We start from the raw sequence: 15035 nt of genomic DNA on the forward strand, positions 1-15035 counted from the left end.
CCCGCACCGTCACCCCTGTGGATACCGAGCGTGTGCGCAGTGGACGCCCAGCTCACCTCGGTGTGTCTCAGCTCGGCGACGGTTGCGCCGAGGGCTCGCCGCTCGACCCGCCGGTGCGCTCCCGGGTCGTACAGACCTGACCCGAGGTCGCGAAACTGTCGGTGGAGTAGACAGCCAACACCGTGAAGCAGTGATCCACTCGCGAGTTCAACCCGTTCACCGTGTAGCTCGTCTTACCCGGGTCCACGGTGGCCATCACCCCCAGGGGTTGCCCGGCCCGACCTGCGGCGACCATGAACGGCACCGCGCCGCCGGACGGATCAGTCCAGGTCAGCGTGATCGTTGTCGAATCGTCACGCAACTTCAGGTCCCCGGGCGGTGGCCCCACCGTCGCCTGGCCCGCAGCCGTCGGCGCGGTCCCCCCGGGCGGCGGGTCGTCGCGGGTCAACACCACCGCACCCAGGCCGGCCACCGCCACGACGGCCACCCCGGCCGCCACCACCGCGCCGATCAACGTCGCACGGTTGCGCCCCGCCGACCCGCTCTCATCGGTGTACGCCGGCCGGTACACGTCGTGCGCCGGATACTGCTGACCCGGGTACGGGGCCTGGTGCTCCGGGGGCGGGTACTGGTCGTGAGCCGAGTACTGGTCGTGGTGGTACTGCGACGCTGCTCGCGGCGTGGTCGGCCGCGACTCCCCGGGCCGGGCGCCCGCCTCCGTCGGCCACGCCACCGGAGTCGGCCCGGCCGACGGCGCGGCGGTCGAGGCTGGTGGGTTGGCGACAGCCGGAGTCGAACTGGCGTCACCCCTGGCCGGGCCACCGTCGGCCGGGACGGCCGGGATCACCTCGGTCTGATCCGGCATCGCGGTATACGCCTGTGGGTCGGTATACGCCTGCGGGGCCCGCACCGCCGTGGCATCGACGCTACCCAGCCCGAACTCGCCGTCCGCACCACTGTCGTCCGGGTCGGTCGGGGATTCCTCGACGGGGTCGGCACCGGCGGACGGCAGGGGTTGCGGTGGGGCAGTGCGGCTCCACGGCGGTGCGGTCAAACCCCACGGCGGTACGGGCGGCGCGCTCACCGGTGGTGCGGAGACGGGGTGTGCGTAGCCGGGTGGCGCGGAGACGGGGTGTGCGTGGCCGGGTGGTCCGGAGACGGGATAGGTGGGACCGGGCGGCGCACTCATCGGTTGTGCGGGGTGCCCGTGGCCCGGTGGTGCGGAGACGGGGTGCCCGTGGCCGGGTGGTGCGCTTACCGGTGGTGCGGAGACGGGGTGTGCGTAGCCGGGTGGTGCGGAGACCGGATAGGTGTGCCCGGGTGGTGCGGAGACCGGGTAGGTGTGCCCGGGTGGTGCGGAGACCGGGTAGGGGTGGGCTGGTGCTCCGGAGGCCGGGGACGGGCGCGCCGGTGGTCCGGAGACCGGGTACGGGTGGGCGGGCGGTGCGGAGGTCGGTGGTGGAGGGGCGGGCGGCCCGCTGACCGGGTGGGCTGGTGGTCCGCTCACCGGATGCGCCGGCCCACCGGCCGGGGATGGCCGGTCCGGCGAGGTCGCGTCGACGCCGGACGTGTCGACCGGTCCACTCGCTTCGGCTGCTCCGGCTGCTCCACTCGGTCTGGCTGCGGCGCGGGCGGCCTCCTCGGCGAGCAGCGGTTCGATCTGTCGTACCTGGATGGTGGGGTTGTCCCACTGAGGCGCCGGCAGCCCCGGCGCGGGCGTGGCGGCGGCCGGTGCCGGGGCGGACGGGGTGGACGGCCGGTGCGGCACGTCGACCGCCGGGTGGGTCGCCTGGTCACCCATGCGCTGGCGGGGCGCTACGGGTGGCCCGGACGGTTGCTGCGGTGGCCGCTGAGCAGACGGCAGCGGCTGGTCCTCGGCCCTCGGCCGGGCCGGCTGGCTTTCGGCCCTTGGTCGGGGTGGCTGGCCCTCGAACCTGGGCTGGGGTGGCTGGCCTTCTTGTGCTCGGGGTGGCTGGCTCTCCGGTCTTGGCCGGGATGGTTGGTCGATCGTTGACCGGGCGGACCCGGGTGGGTGTTCGTTGGCACGTTGACGGGGCGGCAGGGCGGGCCCGGGTACGGCGGGCGGTGGGCCGGGCTGCGTAGGCGTGATCGGGGACGGCGTGGGCGTACGTCGAGAATCGGCAGCGGCGGCGTCGCCGGCGGGGTTGGGCGCGGCGGGGCCGCGTACCCCGGGAGGGGTTGACCAGGGGGTGGCCGGCGCCCGCGGCGGAGCCCAGGGCGAGTTGGTGGGCGCCGGGCCACCAGCGGAGGGGCGCATCGCGGCCAGGGTCGCCATGGACAGCGTCGGGCCGGACAGCGCCGACCGGATGCCGGACTCGGCCGGCGGGGCGACCGGATCGGGGACCGGCGACGGTCCGTGCTGCTCAGTCGGCGCCGGTGAGGGCGGGCCAAGATAGTCGCGGGCGGCGCGTACCGCCGGGTGGTGCTCCCCGAGCGTGGCGGGCCCGGCGGTAGCGACGCGGGTGTAGTTGCGGCGGGCCTCGTGCCGGTTGCCCAGTTCCTCCGCGACCTCGGCGAGTTCGAAGGCGAGCGCGAGCATCACCGGGTCGGCGTGCTGCCAGCGCCGCTCGCCCGCCGCGAACGCCTCCTCCAGCACCCGGCGGGCGGCGAGCGGATCGTCCGCCTCGCGGTGCAGCCGCGCCAGCAGGTGCGCGGTGTGCAGCATCTCAGGGTGGTCCTCGGTGTAGGGCGGGGGAGCGGATCCGACGGCCTCCGTGAGTAGCTGCCGGGCGGCCCTGAGGTCGCCCGCGGCGCGCAGGGCGAGGGCCCGGTGCTGGGCGGCTGCCAGGGGAGAGGGATGGGACACGAGGCAATGCTGCCGTCAGAGGGCCTCCGGACGCTACCCGGACACGCCCCGGGTGGGGAGTCGGTGGGCGGGTACGGGGTGGTTTGAGCAGCGGCGAAGGCACCGGGAGGGCGGGGCCGGAAGGCGATGTGCATGATCCACGAGCGGCGTGTACAGTAACTCCCCGTGCGGCCCGCCGGACCGACCATCGGATTGCAAGATCATCTGGTCGGCGCGGTAGGCTGAACGTGTAGGTCCGGGTGGCGGAATGGCAGACGCGCTAGCTTGAGGTGCTAGTGCCCGTATAGGGCGTGGGGGTTCAAGTCCCCCCTCGGACACAGATTTGAAGCATCCCTGCTGTATCTGACGTACTGGTGGTCGAGCCGGCTTGAACACCGGAATCTCGGCTCTGAAGCAGCCCTAGGTCGGGCAGTGCGCGGTCAGGCTGATTGCCATGGCTGATGCCCCGATTCCTGCCCTCGTACTTCCCGCGACGCAGGCGGACCGACGCCGCGAAAGCGGTCGAGAACCAGGCAGAGGGCTACGCCGTCCACCATTGCCGCTGCCAGACTTTCCGACACCGCGCACGGGAGTCATGGTCTATGGCTTTGGCCGCCATCGACATCAGTGGTCGGATCGCCGATCGCGTGATCGTTCACGTACTTGGCTGGACATCAGAAACCCGCCTCCACATCTACGAAGATGCTGGACTCATCGTCGTGCGCCTGAGCCCGCAAGGGGTTTTCACGCTGACTGGTCAGCGCCATCTACACCTTCCAGCAGCCGTTCGAAAGTGGTGCGGCCTCAAGGCCGGCGAGCGGGTACTGCTGGCGGCGGACCCTACGGCCGGGATCCTAATTGTGCACCCACCCGCGGCGCTAGACCAGATGATTGTCGAAGCGCACACTAATACTCTCGGCGGTAATCGGGCATGAACGAAAGCACGGCAAGCGCGGCCGAAATGGACGCCGCACGTCTCCTGCTCGCAAGGATGGGAATCTCAGCGGCTGACCTAGTGGAGGCATCTGTGCGGCGCCCATTGGCGCCGACGTTCGCCGACTATGTCCCGATCGTGGCAGCGGCGGTCAGTCAGGGTACCCGACGTGCGTATGGTTCCTATTGGAATCGAGTAGTGGAGCGCTGGGGGGAGCGAAGGCTGAATGAGCCCACTCCATCCGAGATCGAGCAGTTGGCGGAGTACGTTAAGGCGCACGCTGTGGCCCGTCGCAATGCACGAGGCGGTCGAAGCGCAGCCGAGCACCTTATTGCCGCGCTCCGCTGTCTTTATAAAAGGGCGGTCGCTGACGGATTTATTGCGGCTTCGGAAAATCCCGCCTTAAAAGTCGCTAAGCCGCGCCGCTTGCCCAGTACGCGTCGGGCTGTTGCGGACGCACGACTGGCGGAAATTTACGATGTCGCGGCCAGCACGGGTGACGATCCAGCGCTAGACAGTCTACTGCTGAGGCTGCACACGGAGACGGCCTGCCGCCGTGGTGGTGCTCTCGCCTTGCGCCCGGTCGACCTGGACCTCCAGCAGTGCCTGATCTTGCTGCGTGAAAAGGGTGAGACGGTGCGATGGCAGCCGGTTTCCCCAACGCTCATGAAGTATCTGCAACAGCATGCTGAAGAGCGGGGTGCGGCGGCGACGGACCAGTTATTGCGGTATCGGAATCAACATCCCATCACCTACCGGCGTTACGACCACTTGTGGGTCCGTATCGGCAATCACGTTCCGTGGGTATACGCGCAACAGATCAGCACTCACTGGCTGCGCCATACGACCCTGACTTGGGTAGAAAGAAACTTTGGCTATGCCATCGCTCGAGCCTACGCTGGCCACTCGGAGGGTGGCAGTGACGCTGGGACCACAGCTACCTATGTGCGGGCGACGCTGCAGGAGATCGCTGGCGCCTTGGCCGCGCTTACCAATGAGCGGCACCCGCTGAGTTAGTCGTAAAGGCGGGGCCTGGCCTCGCGGGGTCGGGCTCCGCCCTAAGGAATGGCGAGACTGAAGGACCGGAAAGCCGCTGGCGGTTTGTTCGTCGTCCTTCGTCGTGCTGGGAAGTCAGAAGCGGGACTGCCCGACGATTCGGGCGTCAGTGAAGAGGCGCGGACCGTCCGCAGTTGAGATGGGCGCAGTAGCCATTGGGGCCTTGGACGACACGGTGTTCCGGCCCCGCCGCCGGCTTCTCGCCCACTACCGCGACCTGCTCGTCGACGACCTCTTCACCGACCTTCGTGACTTCACCCCCTCCCCACCCGCCACGTCTGGTCCGAGCACAGCGACGCCGGCGATTCCCTCAGCCGTACAGGAGTAAGACATGGGCCCCATCACCGGATTCCGGATTGTCAACCTCCGCGTCGAGGACAAGGTGGCCTACCTTGACCTGGCCGTGGACCTCGGGCGCGGCGGTCACGTCGTCATCGGCTTGGAGAACGGTGGGGGCAAGTCGACACTGCTCGGCTTCCTTATCCACGTGCTGCTCCCCCACAAGTCGCAGTTCCTGCCCCGGCTGTCGCTGCGTCGGCAGGGCATGCAGGGTGAAGAGAAGCGGGTCGAGCACTACGTGCCGGGCGGCGACCCGACGCACGTCGTGCTGGAGGTTGAGGTCGCCCAGCCCGACAACCCGTTCGGCGCGCACCGCAAGGTGTTGATCGGCGTCTGCCTGTTCAAGCCCGCCAACTCCGGACCGGACACAAGGGCTGAGGAGTTCTTCTGGTCGGCACACTCGACCACCACCGATCTCAGCCTGCGAGGTGTTGGTCTTCGCGACGACGATGGTGCTCTGAAGGACGCCCGGCAGTGCCAGGCGTGGCTGCGGCAGCAGCGGACCCTGCACCCGGATGCAGAGATCCTCGTCACCAGCGATCAGGGCGATTGGGGTCGGCATCTGCGCAACAACCTGCGCATCGACGTTGACTTTGTCCGGACCTGGCTGCTGGCGATGAATCAGGACGAGGGCGCCGCGGACCACGTGTTCACCTACGCCTCACCACGGGCGTTCTTGAACAGCCTGGTCAGCGCCGTCGCCAATCCCGACCTGGTGGGCAAGCTCAAGGACGGCCTGACCCGCATGGGTGTCGATGCGGACAACTACGCCCTGGACCGACGTCGTCAGACCCTGCTCACCGATCTGGTCAGTCACACCGAGGCCCTGTCGGTGCTCGTGGCCGAACTCGACGGGCACGACGAGCGGCGCGGGGAACTGCTGGACGCGTTGCTGGCCGCGGGCGAGCGGCTCAGGCGAATCCAGTCGGCCGACGAAGCCATGTCGGCCGCCGTGCGGGATCGTCACCAACACGCGGTGCAAACCCGCGGACAAGCAAACCGAGACCACGAGCTTGCCCAGGTTCGACAGATTCTCGGCCAGTTGCAGCTGGACCGGGCCCAGGTCGCCGAGACCGAACAGCGGCTCGCCGACGAGCGGGCCCTGCTTGCGCAGACCCGCCAGAGCGCAGAGGTAGCCGAGGTCGCCGCGCAGATCGCACGGCAGAGGGCCATCGAGTCGCGGGTCTTCGACCTGCAGCACACGCTCACGGCGCTGGCCGAACAGTCCGAACCGAGCCGGCGGGTCGCGGCATCGGCCGCACAGGCGTGGCGGCTTCGCGTCACCGCCGATCTCGACGCGGCGACCGAACGGCACACGCAGGCCAAGCGCGTGCAGAAGGCGGCACGCGACGGTCAGGAACAGGCCCGAGAGGAACTGGCGGCAGCCGCGGACGTGATCGCCCGCGCCACCACCCGCGCCGACGCGGTCGACACGTTGCTCCGCGAGATCGCGCAGCGACGGCAGCAGGCGATCGCCGAAGGTCTGCTGCCGTCGGGCCGCGCTGCGACCGACGTCAGCGACGAGGCCGCGCGTGAGGTTCAGGAACTGCGACGGGCCATACAGGAGGCAGAAGCCCGCCAGGAGCAGTTCGCCAACGCCGTGGATGAGACGCGGGAGCAGGAGCGGGCACTCGTCGCCGAGTTGACGCACGCCGAGGCGGATATCGACAAAGCCACCGAGGCCGTCCAGCGGCTCGTCGTCGCCACCCGCGACCTGGCCGAGGACCTCACCGCCAGCGGCCTTGTGGACCTTGACCCGGTGGTGCTGGACGACCACGTCGAGCTGGTGCTCGACATGACGCAGCGCGCCGCCGAGAGGGCGAACGCGCAGCAGCTGCAGGCTGCCCTCGCCGCAGCCGCAGCCGAACGTGCCGCGCAGTCCCTGGAGACTCGCGGACTGCTACCGGCGCGTCCCGACATCGCGGAACTGTGCGCCGAGATGCTCACACACCGGTGGGGTGCCCGCCCAGGCTGGGACTATCTGACCACCCTGCCCAGCGACACCGCCACCCTCTACGCCCTCGCGCACCCGGCGTTGGCCGACGGTGTCGTGGTCAATGTGCCGGCCGATCTCGACAAGGTCATCGACCATGTTCGGCGGCACCGCGACCGTCTCAACGGTCCGGTGGTGATCGGGACCCAAGATGACTTCGGCGCCACGCCAGAGGCCGGCGCCGTCACCGTGGTTCTCCCCGACGACGCGTTCTGGTCCACGCAGGCTGCTCACGAACAGGCGCAGACCCGCCGCGAAGACCATGAGCTGCAGCAGAGGAACGTCGCCAGCCACCGGCAGCGCAACGACCTGGCGGTGCAGTTGCAGGGACGGGTGCGGGCGTGGCGCAGCGACATCGGCCCCGGCGCGATCAGCCGCGGCGAACGCGACCTGGAACAGCGGCAGACGGACGCCGCGGCTATCCGGGCGCGACTCACCGACCTAGGCGCCCATCTGTCCAAGCTGCGCCAACACCACGACGCCGCCACGGCCGAAGGACAGACGCTGAACCGCCGCCTGACCGACGCTGCCGAGCGTCGCCGCCGGCTGGAGCCCCTTACCGCCGACGAGACCCAGACGGCTGCGCTGCGTGCCGAGGCGGCGCAGCTCGCCACGGATCTCGACGCCGCCCGCAAGGCGCAGCAGGCCCCGGGCGAGGCCCTCGCGGCGGCACGGCTCCAGGAGGCCAGCGCCGCTGAGACGGCGGGGCGCCTCGACCGGCTCATCGGCCAGCTCGGCAGCGAGAAGGCGGATGCCTCCGCGATGTGTCAGACCCTCGTACAAACAGGCGACGAGATCGGCGACGACGACCTCGACATCGACCGTGACAGCCTCGCCCAGCGCACCAGGGACGCCGTCGAACGGTGGAAGGGACTCCTGCCCGATGCGCAGCTTCGGGCGCAGCTCGAACAGCTCCAGTCCGAGGGTCACAGAATCGCCACCGAGCTGGAAACCGCCTCTGGCGACCGCGAGCAAGCGTCGCGGCTCGTGGCCGAACAGCCCACCCACACTCCGGCCGACTTCACCGCCGACGCGCGCCAGGCCCGTGACGCCCTGCCCACCATCAGCGCCCGCGTCGGCGGGTTGGAACAGACTCTCGCCCAACAGACGCAGCGGGCCAGCGAGACGCAGGAACGCTACAAGCGCCGCGACGTCCACGCGCTGTTGACCGGCGAGGACAGCGCGAGCAACACCCTGGAAGCGACCCTGGTTCTCGACCGATTGACCCTGCAGGCCGCACGGGCCGCCGAGACCGCGCAGCATGCCGCCGCCCAGGAACAGCAGCTCACTGCCCAGTTGGACACGTTCAGGGCGCGGCAGTCACTGATCGCCACCACCGACGGTGAGCTACGCGCCCTCCTTGTCAGCCTGACCGCGGCCGGCCCACTGATCGATGGCATCGACCAGGAAGAACGAACCTTCGAACTGGACGTCGAGACGGTCATCGCCACCGCCCCACACCCTGTCAGGGACCTTCTCGACGTCTTACAACGCCGCGAGCCCGACGCTCCCAGCCACGACACCGTCCGCCCACCACTCAACGCCCTCACCGCGACGGTCGATGACCTACGCCGCAAACTCGCCGGCGCTCAGGACCGCACCGAGAAGCGCCTGTCCCACCTCAGCAAGACCCTCGACGCGGCCACCGACGACCTCCTCACCGGGGAGCGGGTGGTGAGAATGCTCCGCCACGAACGCGGGCGCGCACTCGCCCGCACCGCTGTACGGCACCACCACGATCTCGTTGGCCGTCGCGACTCGGTCGCGCATCATGTCGCCCGATTCAACGACCGCATCGAGGGCCAGGCAAAGATCGCTTTCGGGCTGGTCGAGAACCTGCGCCGATCCGTGATCAAGACTGTTGAGGACTCGATCCTGCCCACGACCCCGGCGATGGGACGCTGGTCGGGTCTGCCCCTGCTCAAGCTCACCGGCCTCACCTCTATGACCGCCGACCAGCGAGAAGCGGCCATCCTGACCACCATGCAGCGCTGGTTCGACCCCGACCTGCCGACGCGCCGCGCCTTCGACGCGGACGAGACCATTTTCGAACTGATGCAGGCCATCACTCCCCGCTTCACCGCGATGATCCTCGTACCCTCCGACCCGCTGAGCGCCGAGCACAAGCCTGTCGAGAAGCTGGCCAGGCAGACCTCCGGCGGCGAGGGAGTCACCGTCGCGCTCATCCTCGCCTCGCTGTTGGCCTCACGCCGTGCCGCCGCCTACGGATACCGGCGCACGACCCTGTTCCTGGACAACCCGTTCGCGAAGCTCAACAAGAGCTTCTTCCTACGCCTGGCGCGCGACGTCGCCACCTCGCTGAACGTCTCGCTGATCTCTCTGAGCGGCACTCGCGATCCACAACCGCTCGGCGTGTTCCCGAACATCGTGCAGCTACGGGTATCGCGTCGTAGCACCGCCAACATCGTCGTCCCTGGCGGTGTCACTGACGACCGCCTGCAAGAGTTGCTCTTGCAGGGTGCCCTCTACGCCTCTCCCGTCGAGAGGGACGCCGCCGCATCTGACACCGACGACTCCGACGCGTGGCCAGTCATCTCCGCCGCCGCCCTCGGCTTCGATGAACAGCTCAGCCTTGACCTCGCGGACACCAGCGCCGGGCACGCCCAGGACCAGGACCCCGACGAGTTCAGCGAGGTGGCGTGAGCACCTCCACGGGCGCACCCCGCCCGACTTCCCAGATCATCACGACGTTCGAAACCGCACTCACCGAGTCGGGGCAGTCCCGAATCGAACGCGCCAGCCTCTGGCACCTGTGGGACCAGGCAGACCCCGGCTGGGCCGGAACGTGGGCGGCACGGCTGCGCCTCGCCGACGCTCTCACCCAGCTCGCCGCCGCCGACACCATCCGCCTTCCGTCGATTCGTGGACGGCTGTGGGACAACGCCCTGCCTCCGCTGCCCCAACGCATCGACGTCCCCGGCAACCGGAGCCCCGCAGGCCGAGCCCTCGATCCGGCGACTGAGCCGTGGGCACCACTGATGGCGAGCTGGGCACCGATGTGGATTCGCACAGCCCGACCACCCCAACGGCTGCGACTCGACGCGGTCCGCATAAACCGATGGCTCCTCGGCACCACCGGCCACCCGCAACCCGTCATCGCTCGCGAGGAACGCTCGCTGCACATCTTCAACGACGAGAAACGCCTCGCACACCTCACCGGCGGCGCCCTATTCGCCCCCGGACGACTACGCCTGGAACACCTCGCCTGCCAGCCCCCCGCCGGCAACATCGGCGCCGCCCGACTCGGCCCCCACGGCGCGGTCCTCGTCGTCGAAAACAAGTCAACCTTCGACTCCGCGTGGCGGGCGCAACGCGCCGCTGACCAACCCACCTACGCGGCGATCATCCTCGGCAACGGTGACGCCGCCAGCACCCTCGTAGCCGACCTCAGCCAGCTCGAAGAACTCCTCGGCGTCCAAGCGACCACCGTTCACTACGCGGGCGACGTCGACATCGCCGGCATCGAAGCCGCCCACGCCTTCACCACTGCAGCCGACGCCGCTGGCCTTGAGGCCACCGCCGCCACGCCCCTGTGGGACGCCGTCGCACGCGCCGAGCCCACCGGCGACGACCTCACCGGCCACACCACCTCCAAAGACAGCGCCATCGACACCGCCAAGAGGCTGAAACTTCCCTCGAGCGTCATCAGCCGACTCGAGCAAGGTGTCCGCGTCCCTCAGGAGCGCGTCGACCGAACGGCGTTGTCGCGCACTGAGTGTGGCGACCCACGCCCGAGCCAACCGTGGTTCCGGGACCGCCGGACGTCGGCAAGGTTTGACGGCCGCTCAGCAGCCGAGCTGCACCACCTCGTCGACCAAGCGAACTTCGCCTGCCCGGCGAAGCAGCAGCCACCAAGGCTCGGGCCGGCGAGCGCGACGACTGCACCGACACGACCCTTACGGGCGCCCAGGTGGGCTACGGCCGCAGGGCGACATCTCCCCTCCGTGGCGGAATCATGCGCGGGAAGGATGGCGTCCGTGGGCCGCCGATGAGCGCTACCGGCGAGACGGAGCCTGAGTCGGCAAGAGGCCGTCAGCAGGGTCAGTGGGAGGCCGCAAAAGACAACCGATTTCACTCCAGAGTGATCATGCGGCTACCGAAAGTGCAATTTGCGACCTTCAGAGCAAACCTCGCCTACCAGCATTACGGGGTCGCGTCGATATCGGCCGAGGCCTAGCGTCGGGGCCAGGTTGTTCGCCTCTCCAACGGGACCAGCCGCTGGAGAGGCGAACAGTTCGCAGCTGTGGTGCAGTCACACCGCGGCCGCTATTGCCCTCATTTCCTGTCCAGAGGAGGTCCCATGAGGACACGCACCAGGCTACTCGCCAGTGCACTAATCGCCACTCTCGGCGTGACCGGCCTCGCGAGCCCGGCGATCGCCGGCCCATCCGGTCAGGCGCCGGAGACATCGCTCGCATCGTTCCAGGGCCGCACCATCGACCTGTCCAAGAGTTGGGAGGGCGCGCGGGCTTGCGCCGTTCTGTCGCGCACTGAGGTGCGCTGCTACGCCTCCCGTGACGAGGAGAAGGCCGACCTGGCCTCTCTGGCCACGTCGACCAGCGCCTCGAAGGGCAGTGACGGCTCCATCGGGATCCAGGATTGGCATGGCTGCGACGAGGAATGGTTGTGCATTTGGGAGCATGCAGACTTCGGGGGTCGCAAGCTCAGTTTCAACGACGAGTACTGGCATGACCTCGACAACTGGGGGTTCGTGGATATGACGTCGTCGTACACGAACTACCAGGGCGGATACGAGATCGTCTGGGGATGTTCGGGCACCGACAGCGGCACGCTTGGCGACGGAGCCGGCAACAACTACAACATGAGCGACTGCACGGCGTCGGCGAACCTGGGCAGCTACAACGACCGGGCCGAGGACATCTTCGGCTGATGCCTTGATCGTCCGAGCAACATCTCTGTCGTTGGGTGGGTGACGTCCTAGAGACGCCACCCACCCAACTCGCATCAGCGGCGCATGACGGCGTACTCGGCGACCAGATACGACCGATAGGTGATTACTGCGGGGATTGTTACGTTCAACATGCCCGCCCTCTCGGTCAACACCGCCTCGTAGCCGAGCAACGCGCCGGACCCAGGGTCGACGATCACGGTGTACTGGGCGGGCAGGCCGTGGGCGTCGGACGTGATCGAGAACGCCTCGCCGGGTCTCCCGGCGCGGTCGGTGACGGTGCCGGTCACCGTGATGCCCGGAAGGTCAGCGAGAAGCTCAAGCGCTGCCGCGCGTTGCGCCGGGTTCAGCAGGCGCACGCCAGCGAGTTCGGCGATAGCCTCCAGGTGCTGCACCGGGGCCTCGGGCGCGGACGCGCCCGCGGTAAGCCACCCGCGGAGTGCGGTGGCGTCCGTAGGTGCCGCGCCCCGCCAGCGGCTGTAGAACGCGCCGGCCGCGTAGTCACGCGTCTCCTCTGACGAGTCAATCCGGCCGCCACGCTTCTTCCACTCCCGGCGGTCAGCATCGGAGCGGAACGTCGGGGGCAGCGATTTCCTGATCTTCCGTCCGGCGTCGTCGTCGGTCCGCCAGGACCGCCACTGCTCCGGTACGACAGCGGACGTGGTTCGTTCGCCGGTGATCGAGGAGTTCAGGAACCAGTTCGCCGACTCCAAGTGCTCCACCGTGCCGGCCGGCCGCTGCGGTGCCGGCTGCCTCGCCGCCACTTCCGCCAGGCGCCGCAGCCGAACACTGGCCGGTTCCGCGCTCCCTGGTGGACCGTAGGTGAGGATCGCGGGGGTTGCCGCGTACGCCGGCTGCGGCTCCCGGGCCGTCTCCAGCGCTACCCCACCAGCAGCCACCGCCAGGACCACTGCGCCGGCCGCCAGTACGAGACGACGTCGCGGCACCGCCCGTTTGGCCGGGCGGCCGGTGCGGTCGGAGGCGAGAATGCGCGCCAGGTCGCGCGCGCGACGCTCCTCATCCTCGGGCCGGCTGTCCTGTGCGGGATCCAAGCCGCCCAACAGTTGACGCACCTCTTCGGCAGCGTTCATCTCATCCGCTCCAATTCGACATCGATGGCGCCGCATGCGACGCCTGCCCCGTCTCGAGACCGACCACACTCAGTTGCGACCGAAGCCGGCGGCGGGCTCGCATCAGCCGCATCGCGAACGTCGCCCGCGAGCACCCGAGGACGACCGCAGCCTCGGCAGCGCTCAGGCGCTCCCAGGCAACCAGCCGAAGGACTTCCCGATCGAGGTCCGGGACCCGGTCAAGCGCCATTGCGACGTCACGCTGGCTGATCACCTCGTCCGCGTGATCAGCCATCACCGACTGATCTGGCTCCGCCGCGACGCGCAGCGTCAACTCCCGCCACCGTCGACGACCTCTGGCCTCGTTAGCCAGGACCAGCCGCGCCACCCCGTACAACCACGGCAGGGCCGACTCCGCCGGAACCTCACGCAGGCGACGCCACGCGACGAGAAAGACCTCGGCAACCACGTCGCCAACGTCAGGTCCGACAACCCGTCGAGCCACATATCGCCACACGTCACCGTGGTAACGCTCGTACAACTCGGTGAAACGGTCTTCGCTGCCGTCCATGGCACCTCCTACTGTGCTTATGTCCGGCACCAGCCGTGACATCACCACCAGCAACGAGGAAATCACCCAAGAGTGTCAAATGCTCCGACTGGTGACTTGCACGGAGGTGTGGACGCTGCTGACGACGTTCGCTGAAACGATGACCGCGGCCTTCATGATCAGCGGATGGTCGCGTGACTCGGCTTGGCCACCCACCCAGAGCTGATCCGGTTGGACGCGCCACCCTTGGCGGTGGGCGCGAAGACGTTCGGCCTCGCGATCGCCGGGGCGGCGCGCATCACCGGTAGCTAGCTCGGTGGCTCGGCACCGTTGCCGCGCCTAGTCGCAGAGAAAAAGGCACCTCACCGCCTGCAGGAGTGTGGCTGACATGCGTCCCCCCGAGCCCGACACGGCACTCAATTAGCACAAGTGATCGAATTCTTCGGTACTGTGGTGAGCGTGGCAGTTCACGAGGCGATGCCGCCCGGTCCGCCGCCGCTGCCGACCCCGCGGCAGCGGCGAATCCTCGCCGTGATTCGGAGCTGGGTTGACCAGCATGGCTACCCACCGACAGTGCGGGAGATCGGTGCCGCGGTCGGCCTCGGATCTCCCTCGTCGGTAACTCACCACCTGAAGGCCCTGGAGCGGCAGGGGCTGATTCGACGAGCCCCGGGGGGCCCTCGTGCGCTCGACGCACGCCCACCAGCCACCGACACTGTTGCCCTGCCTAATCCGCAGGGGGCAATATCCATCCCTCTGCTGGGGGCTATCGCCGCTGGCACGCCGATTCTCGCCGCGGAGCACGTCGAGGAGGTCCTTTCCCTGCCCGCTGATCTAGTCGGCCGAGGCACCCTGTTCGCGCTGCGGGTACGTGGCGAGTCGATGATCGAGGCCGGGATCGCGGACGGGGATGTGATCGTCGTACGCCAACAGCCAGTGGCTGACAATGGCGACATCGTCGCCGCACTGATCGGTGACGAGGCGACCTGCAAGCAGTACCGGGTCCGGGATGGGCAGGTCGAATTTGTCCCCAGAAATTCACGCTATTCCGCAGTCCCCGCACCTGACGCGAGGGTACTGGGCAAGGTTGTCTGCGTCCTTCACCGCCCTGGGCGCCGTCCTGCTTAACTCGCCCCGGACAACCACCCAACCGGCCACCACCCCTAACGCAGGCTTCAAAGCGCCTGACAGAGACTGTCTCGGCGGTCGCCCGCCTCCCGGGCGGAGAGCACGTCTCAGGTTTCGGCGACTGCCGCTGTGGTCCTAGTACTCCAGCCGCAGTTGCCTGGTCTGGAGTTTTGGCAGGTAACCGGCATGATCGACGTCGTAGTTGAGTCTGCCGCGCAGCTGTGAATGT

10 protein-coding genes and 1 tRNA gene are annotated in these 15035 nt (G+C 68.7%); 8 read left to right on the forward strand and 3 right to left on the reverse strand.

Features of this window, described 5'->3' with window-relative positions; translation table 11 throughout:
• Positions 1 to 67 precede the first annotated feature (67 nt).
• Positions 68 to 2827: a hypothetical protein gene (locus ACGFIW_RS23610; protein WP_393319364.1), complete on the reverse strand. Its 2760-nt coding sequence runs from the start codon at positions 2825 to 2827 to the stop codon at positions 68 to 70.
• Positions 2828 to 3060: 233 nt separating this feature from the next.
• Here ACGFIW_RS23610 and ACGFIW_RS23615 point away from each other — a divergent pair.
• From ACGFIW_RS23615 to ACGFIW_RS23645, 7 genes are all read left to right on the forward strand, one after another.
• Positions 3061 to 3144, forward strand: a tRNA-Leu gene (locus ACGFIW_RS23615).
• Positions 3145 to 3414: 270 nt separating this feature from the next.
• On the forward strand, positions 3415 to 3741 hold the full coding sequence (locus ACGFIW_RS23620; protein ID WP_393319367.1) for an AbrB/MazE/SpoVT family DNA-binding domain-containing protein: 327 nt from the start codon (positions 3415 to 3417) through the stop codon (positions 3739 to 3741).
• Positions 3738 to 4757, forward strand: coding sequence for a tyrosine-type recombinase/integrase (locus ACGFIW_RS23625; RefSeq protein ID WP_393319370.1), 1020 nt, complete (start codon positions 3738 to 3740; stop codon positions 4755 to 4757). The genes ACGFIW_RS23620 and ACGFIW_RS23625 overlap by 4 nt, the downstream gene beginning before the upstream one ends.
• Positions 4758 to 4959: 202 nt before the next feature.
• Entirely contained in the window at positions 4960 to 5124 is a 165-nt protein-coding gene (locus ACGFIW_RS23630; protein WP_393319372.1) for a hypothetical protein, read from the forward strand.
• A gap of 3 nt (positions 5125 to 5127) precedes the next feature.
• Positions 5128 to 9792 carry a hypothetical protein gene (locus ACGFIW_RS23635; protein WP_393319375.1) on the forward strand — a complete coding sequence of 1555 codons (4665 nt, stop codon included), beginning with the start codon at positions 5128 to 5130 and terminating at the stop codon, positions 9790 to 9792.
• A gap of 353 nt (positions 9793 to 10145) precedes the next feature.
• The gene (locus ACGFIW_RS23640; RefSeq protein WP_393319377.1) at positions 10146 to 11141 is read left to right on the forward strand and encodes a hypothetical protein; all 996 of its coding nucleotides are present in this window, start codon (positions 10146 to 10148) and stop codon (positions 11139 to 11141) included.
• 308 nt (positions 11142 to 11449) lie between these two features.
• Complete coding sequence (locus ACGFIW_RS23645; protein WP_393319380.1) at positions 11450 to 12040, forward strand: hypothetical protein; 591 nt, start codon at positions 11450 to 11452, stop codon at positions 12038 to 12040.
• A gap of 74 nt (positions 12041 to 12114) precedes the next feature.
• On the opposite strand, the gene ACGFIW_RS23650 is transcribed toward ACGFIW_RS23645, so the two are convergent.
• Both ACGFIW_RS23650 and ACGFIW_RS23655 read right to left on the reverse strand, forming a co-directional pair.
• Positions 12115 to 13149: a CU044_5270 family protein gene (locus ACGFIW_RS23650; RefSeq protein WP_393319383.1), complete on the reverse strand. Its 1035-nt coding sequence runs from the start codon at positions 13147 to 13149 to the stop codon at positions 12115 to 12117.
• Position 13150: 1 nt separating this feature from the next.
• On the reverse strand, positions 13151 to 13699 hold the full coding sequence (locus tag ACGFIW_RS23655) for an RNA polymerase sigma factor (RefSeq protein ID WP_393319386.1): 549 nt from the start codon (positions 13697 to 13699) through the stop codon (positions 13151 to 13153).
• 456 nt (positions 13700 to 14155) lie between these two features.
• Between ACGFIW_RS23655 and lexA the strand changes: the two genes are divergently transcribed.
• Positions 14156 to 14806 (forward strand): transcriptional repressor LexA, encoded by a 651-nt coding sequence (gene lexA, locus ACGFIW_RS23660; RefSeq protein ID WP_393319484.1) that lies wholly within the window; start codon positions 14156 to 14158, stop codon positions 14804 to 14806.
• The last annotated feature ends 229 nt before the right edge of the window (positions 14807 to 15035 follow it).

The organism is Micromonospora sp. NPDC048935 (genome assembly GCF_043197875.1).
In the GTDB taxonomy this organism is placed as follows: domain Bacteria; phylum Actinomycetota; class Actinomycetes; order Mycobacteriales; family Micromonosporaceae; genus Micromonospora.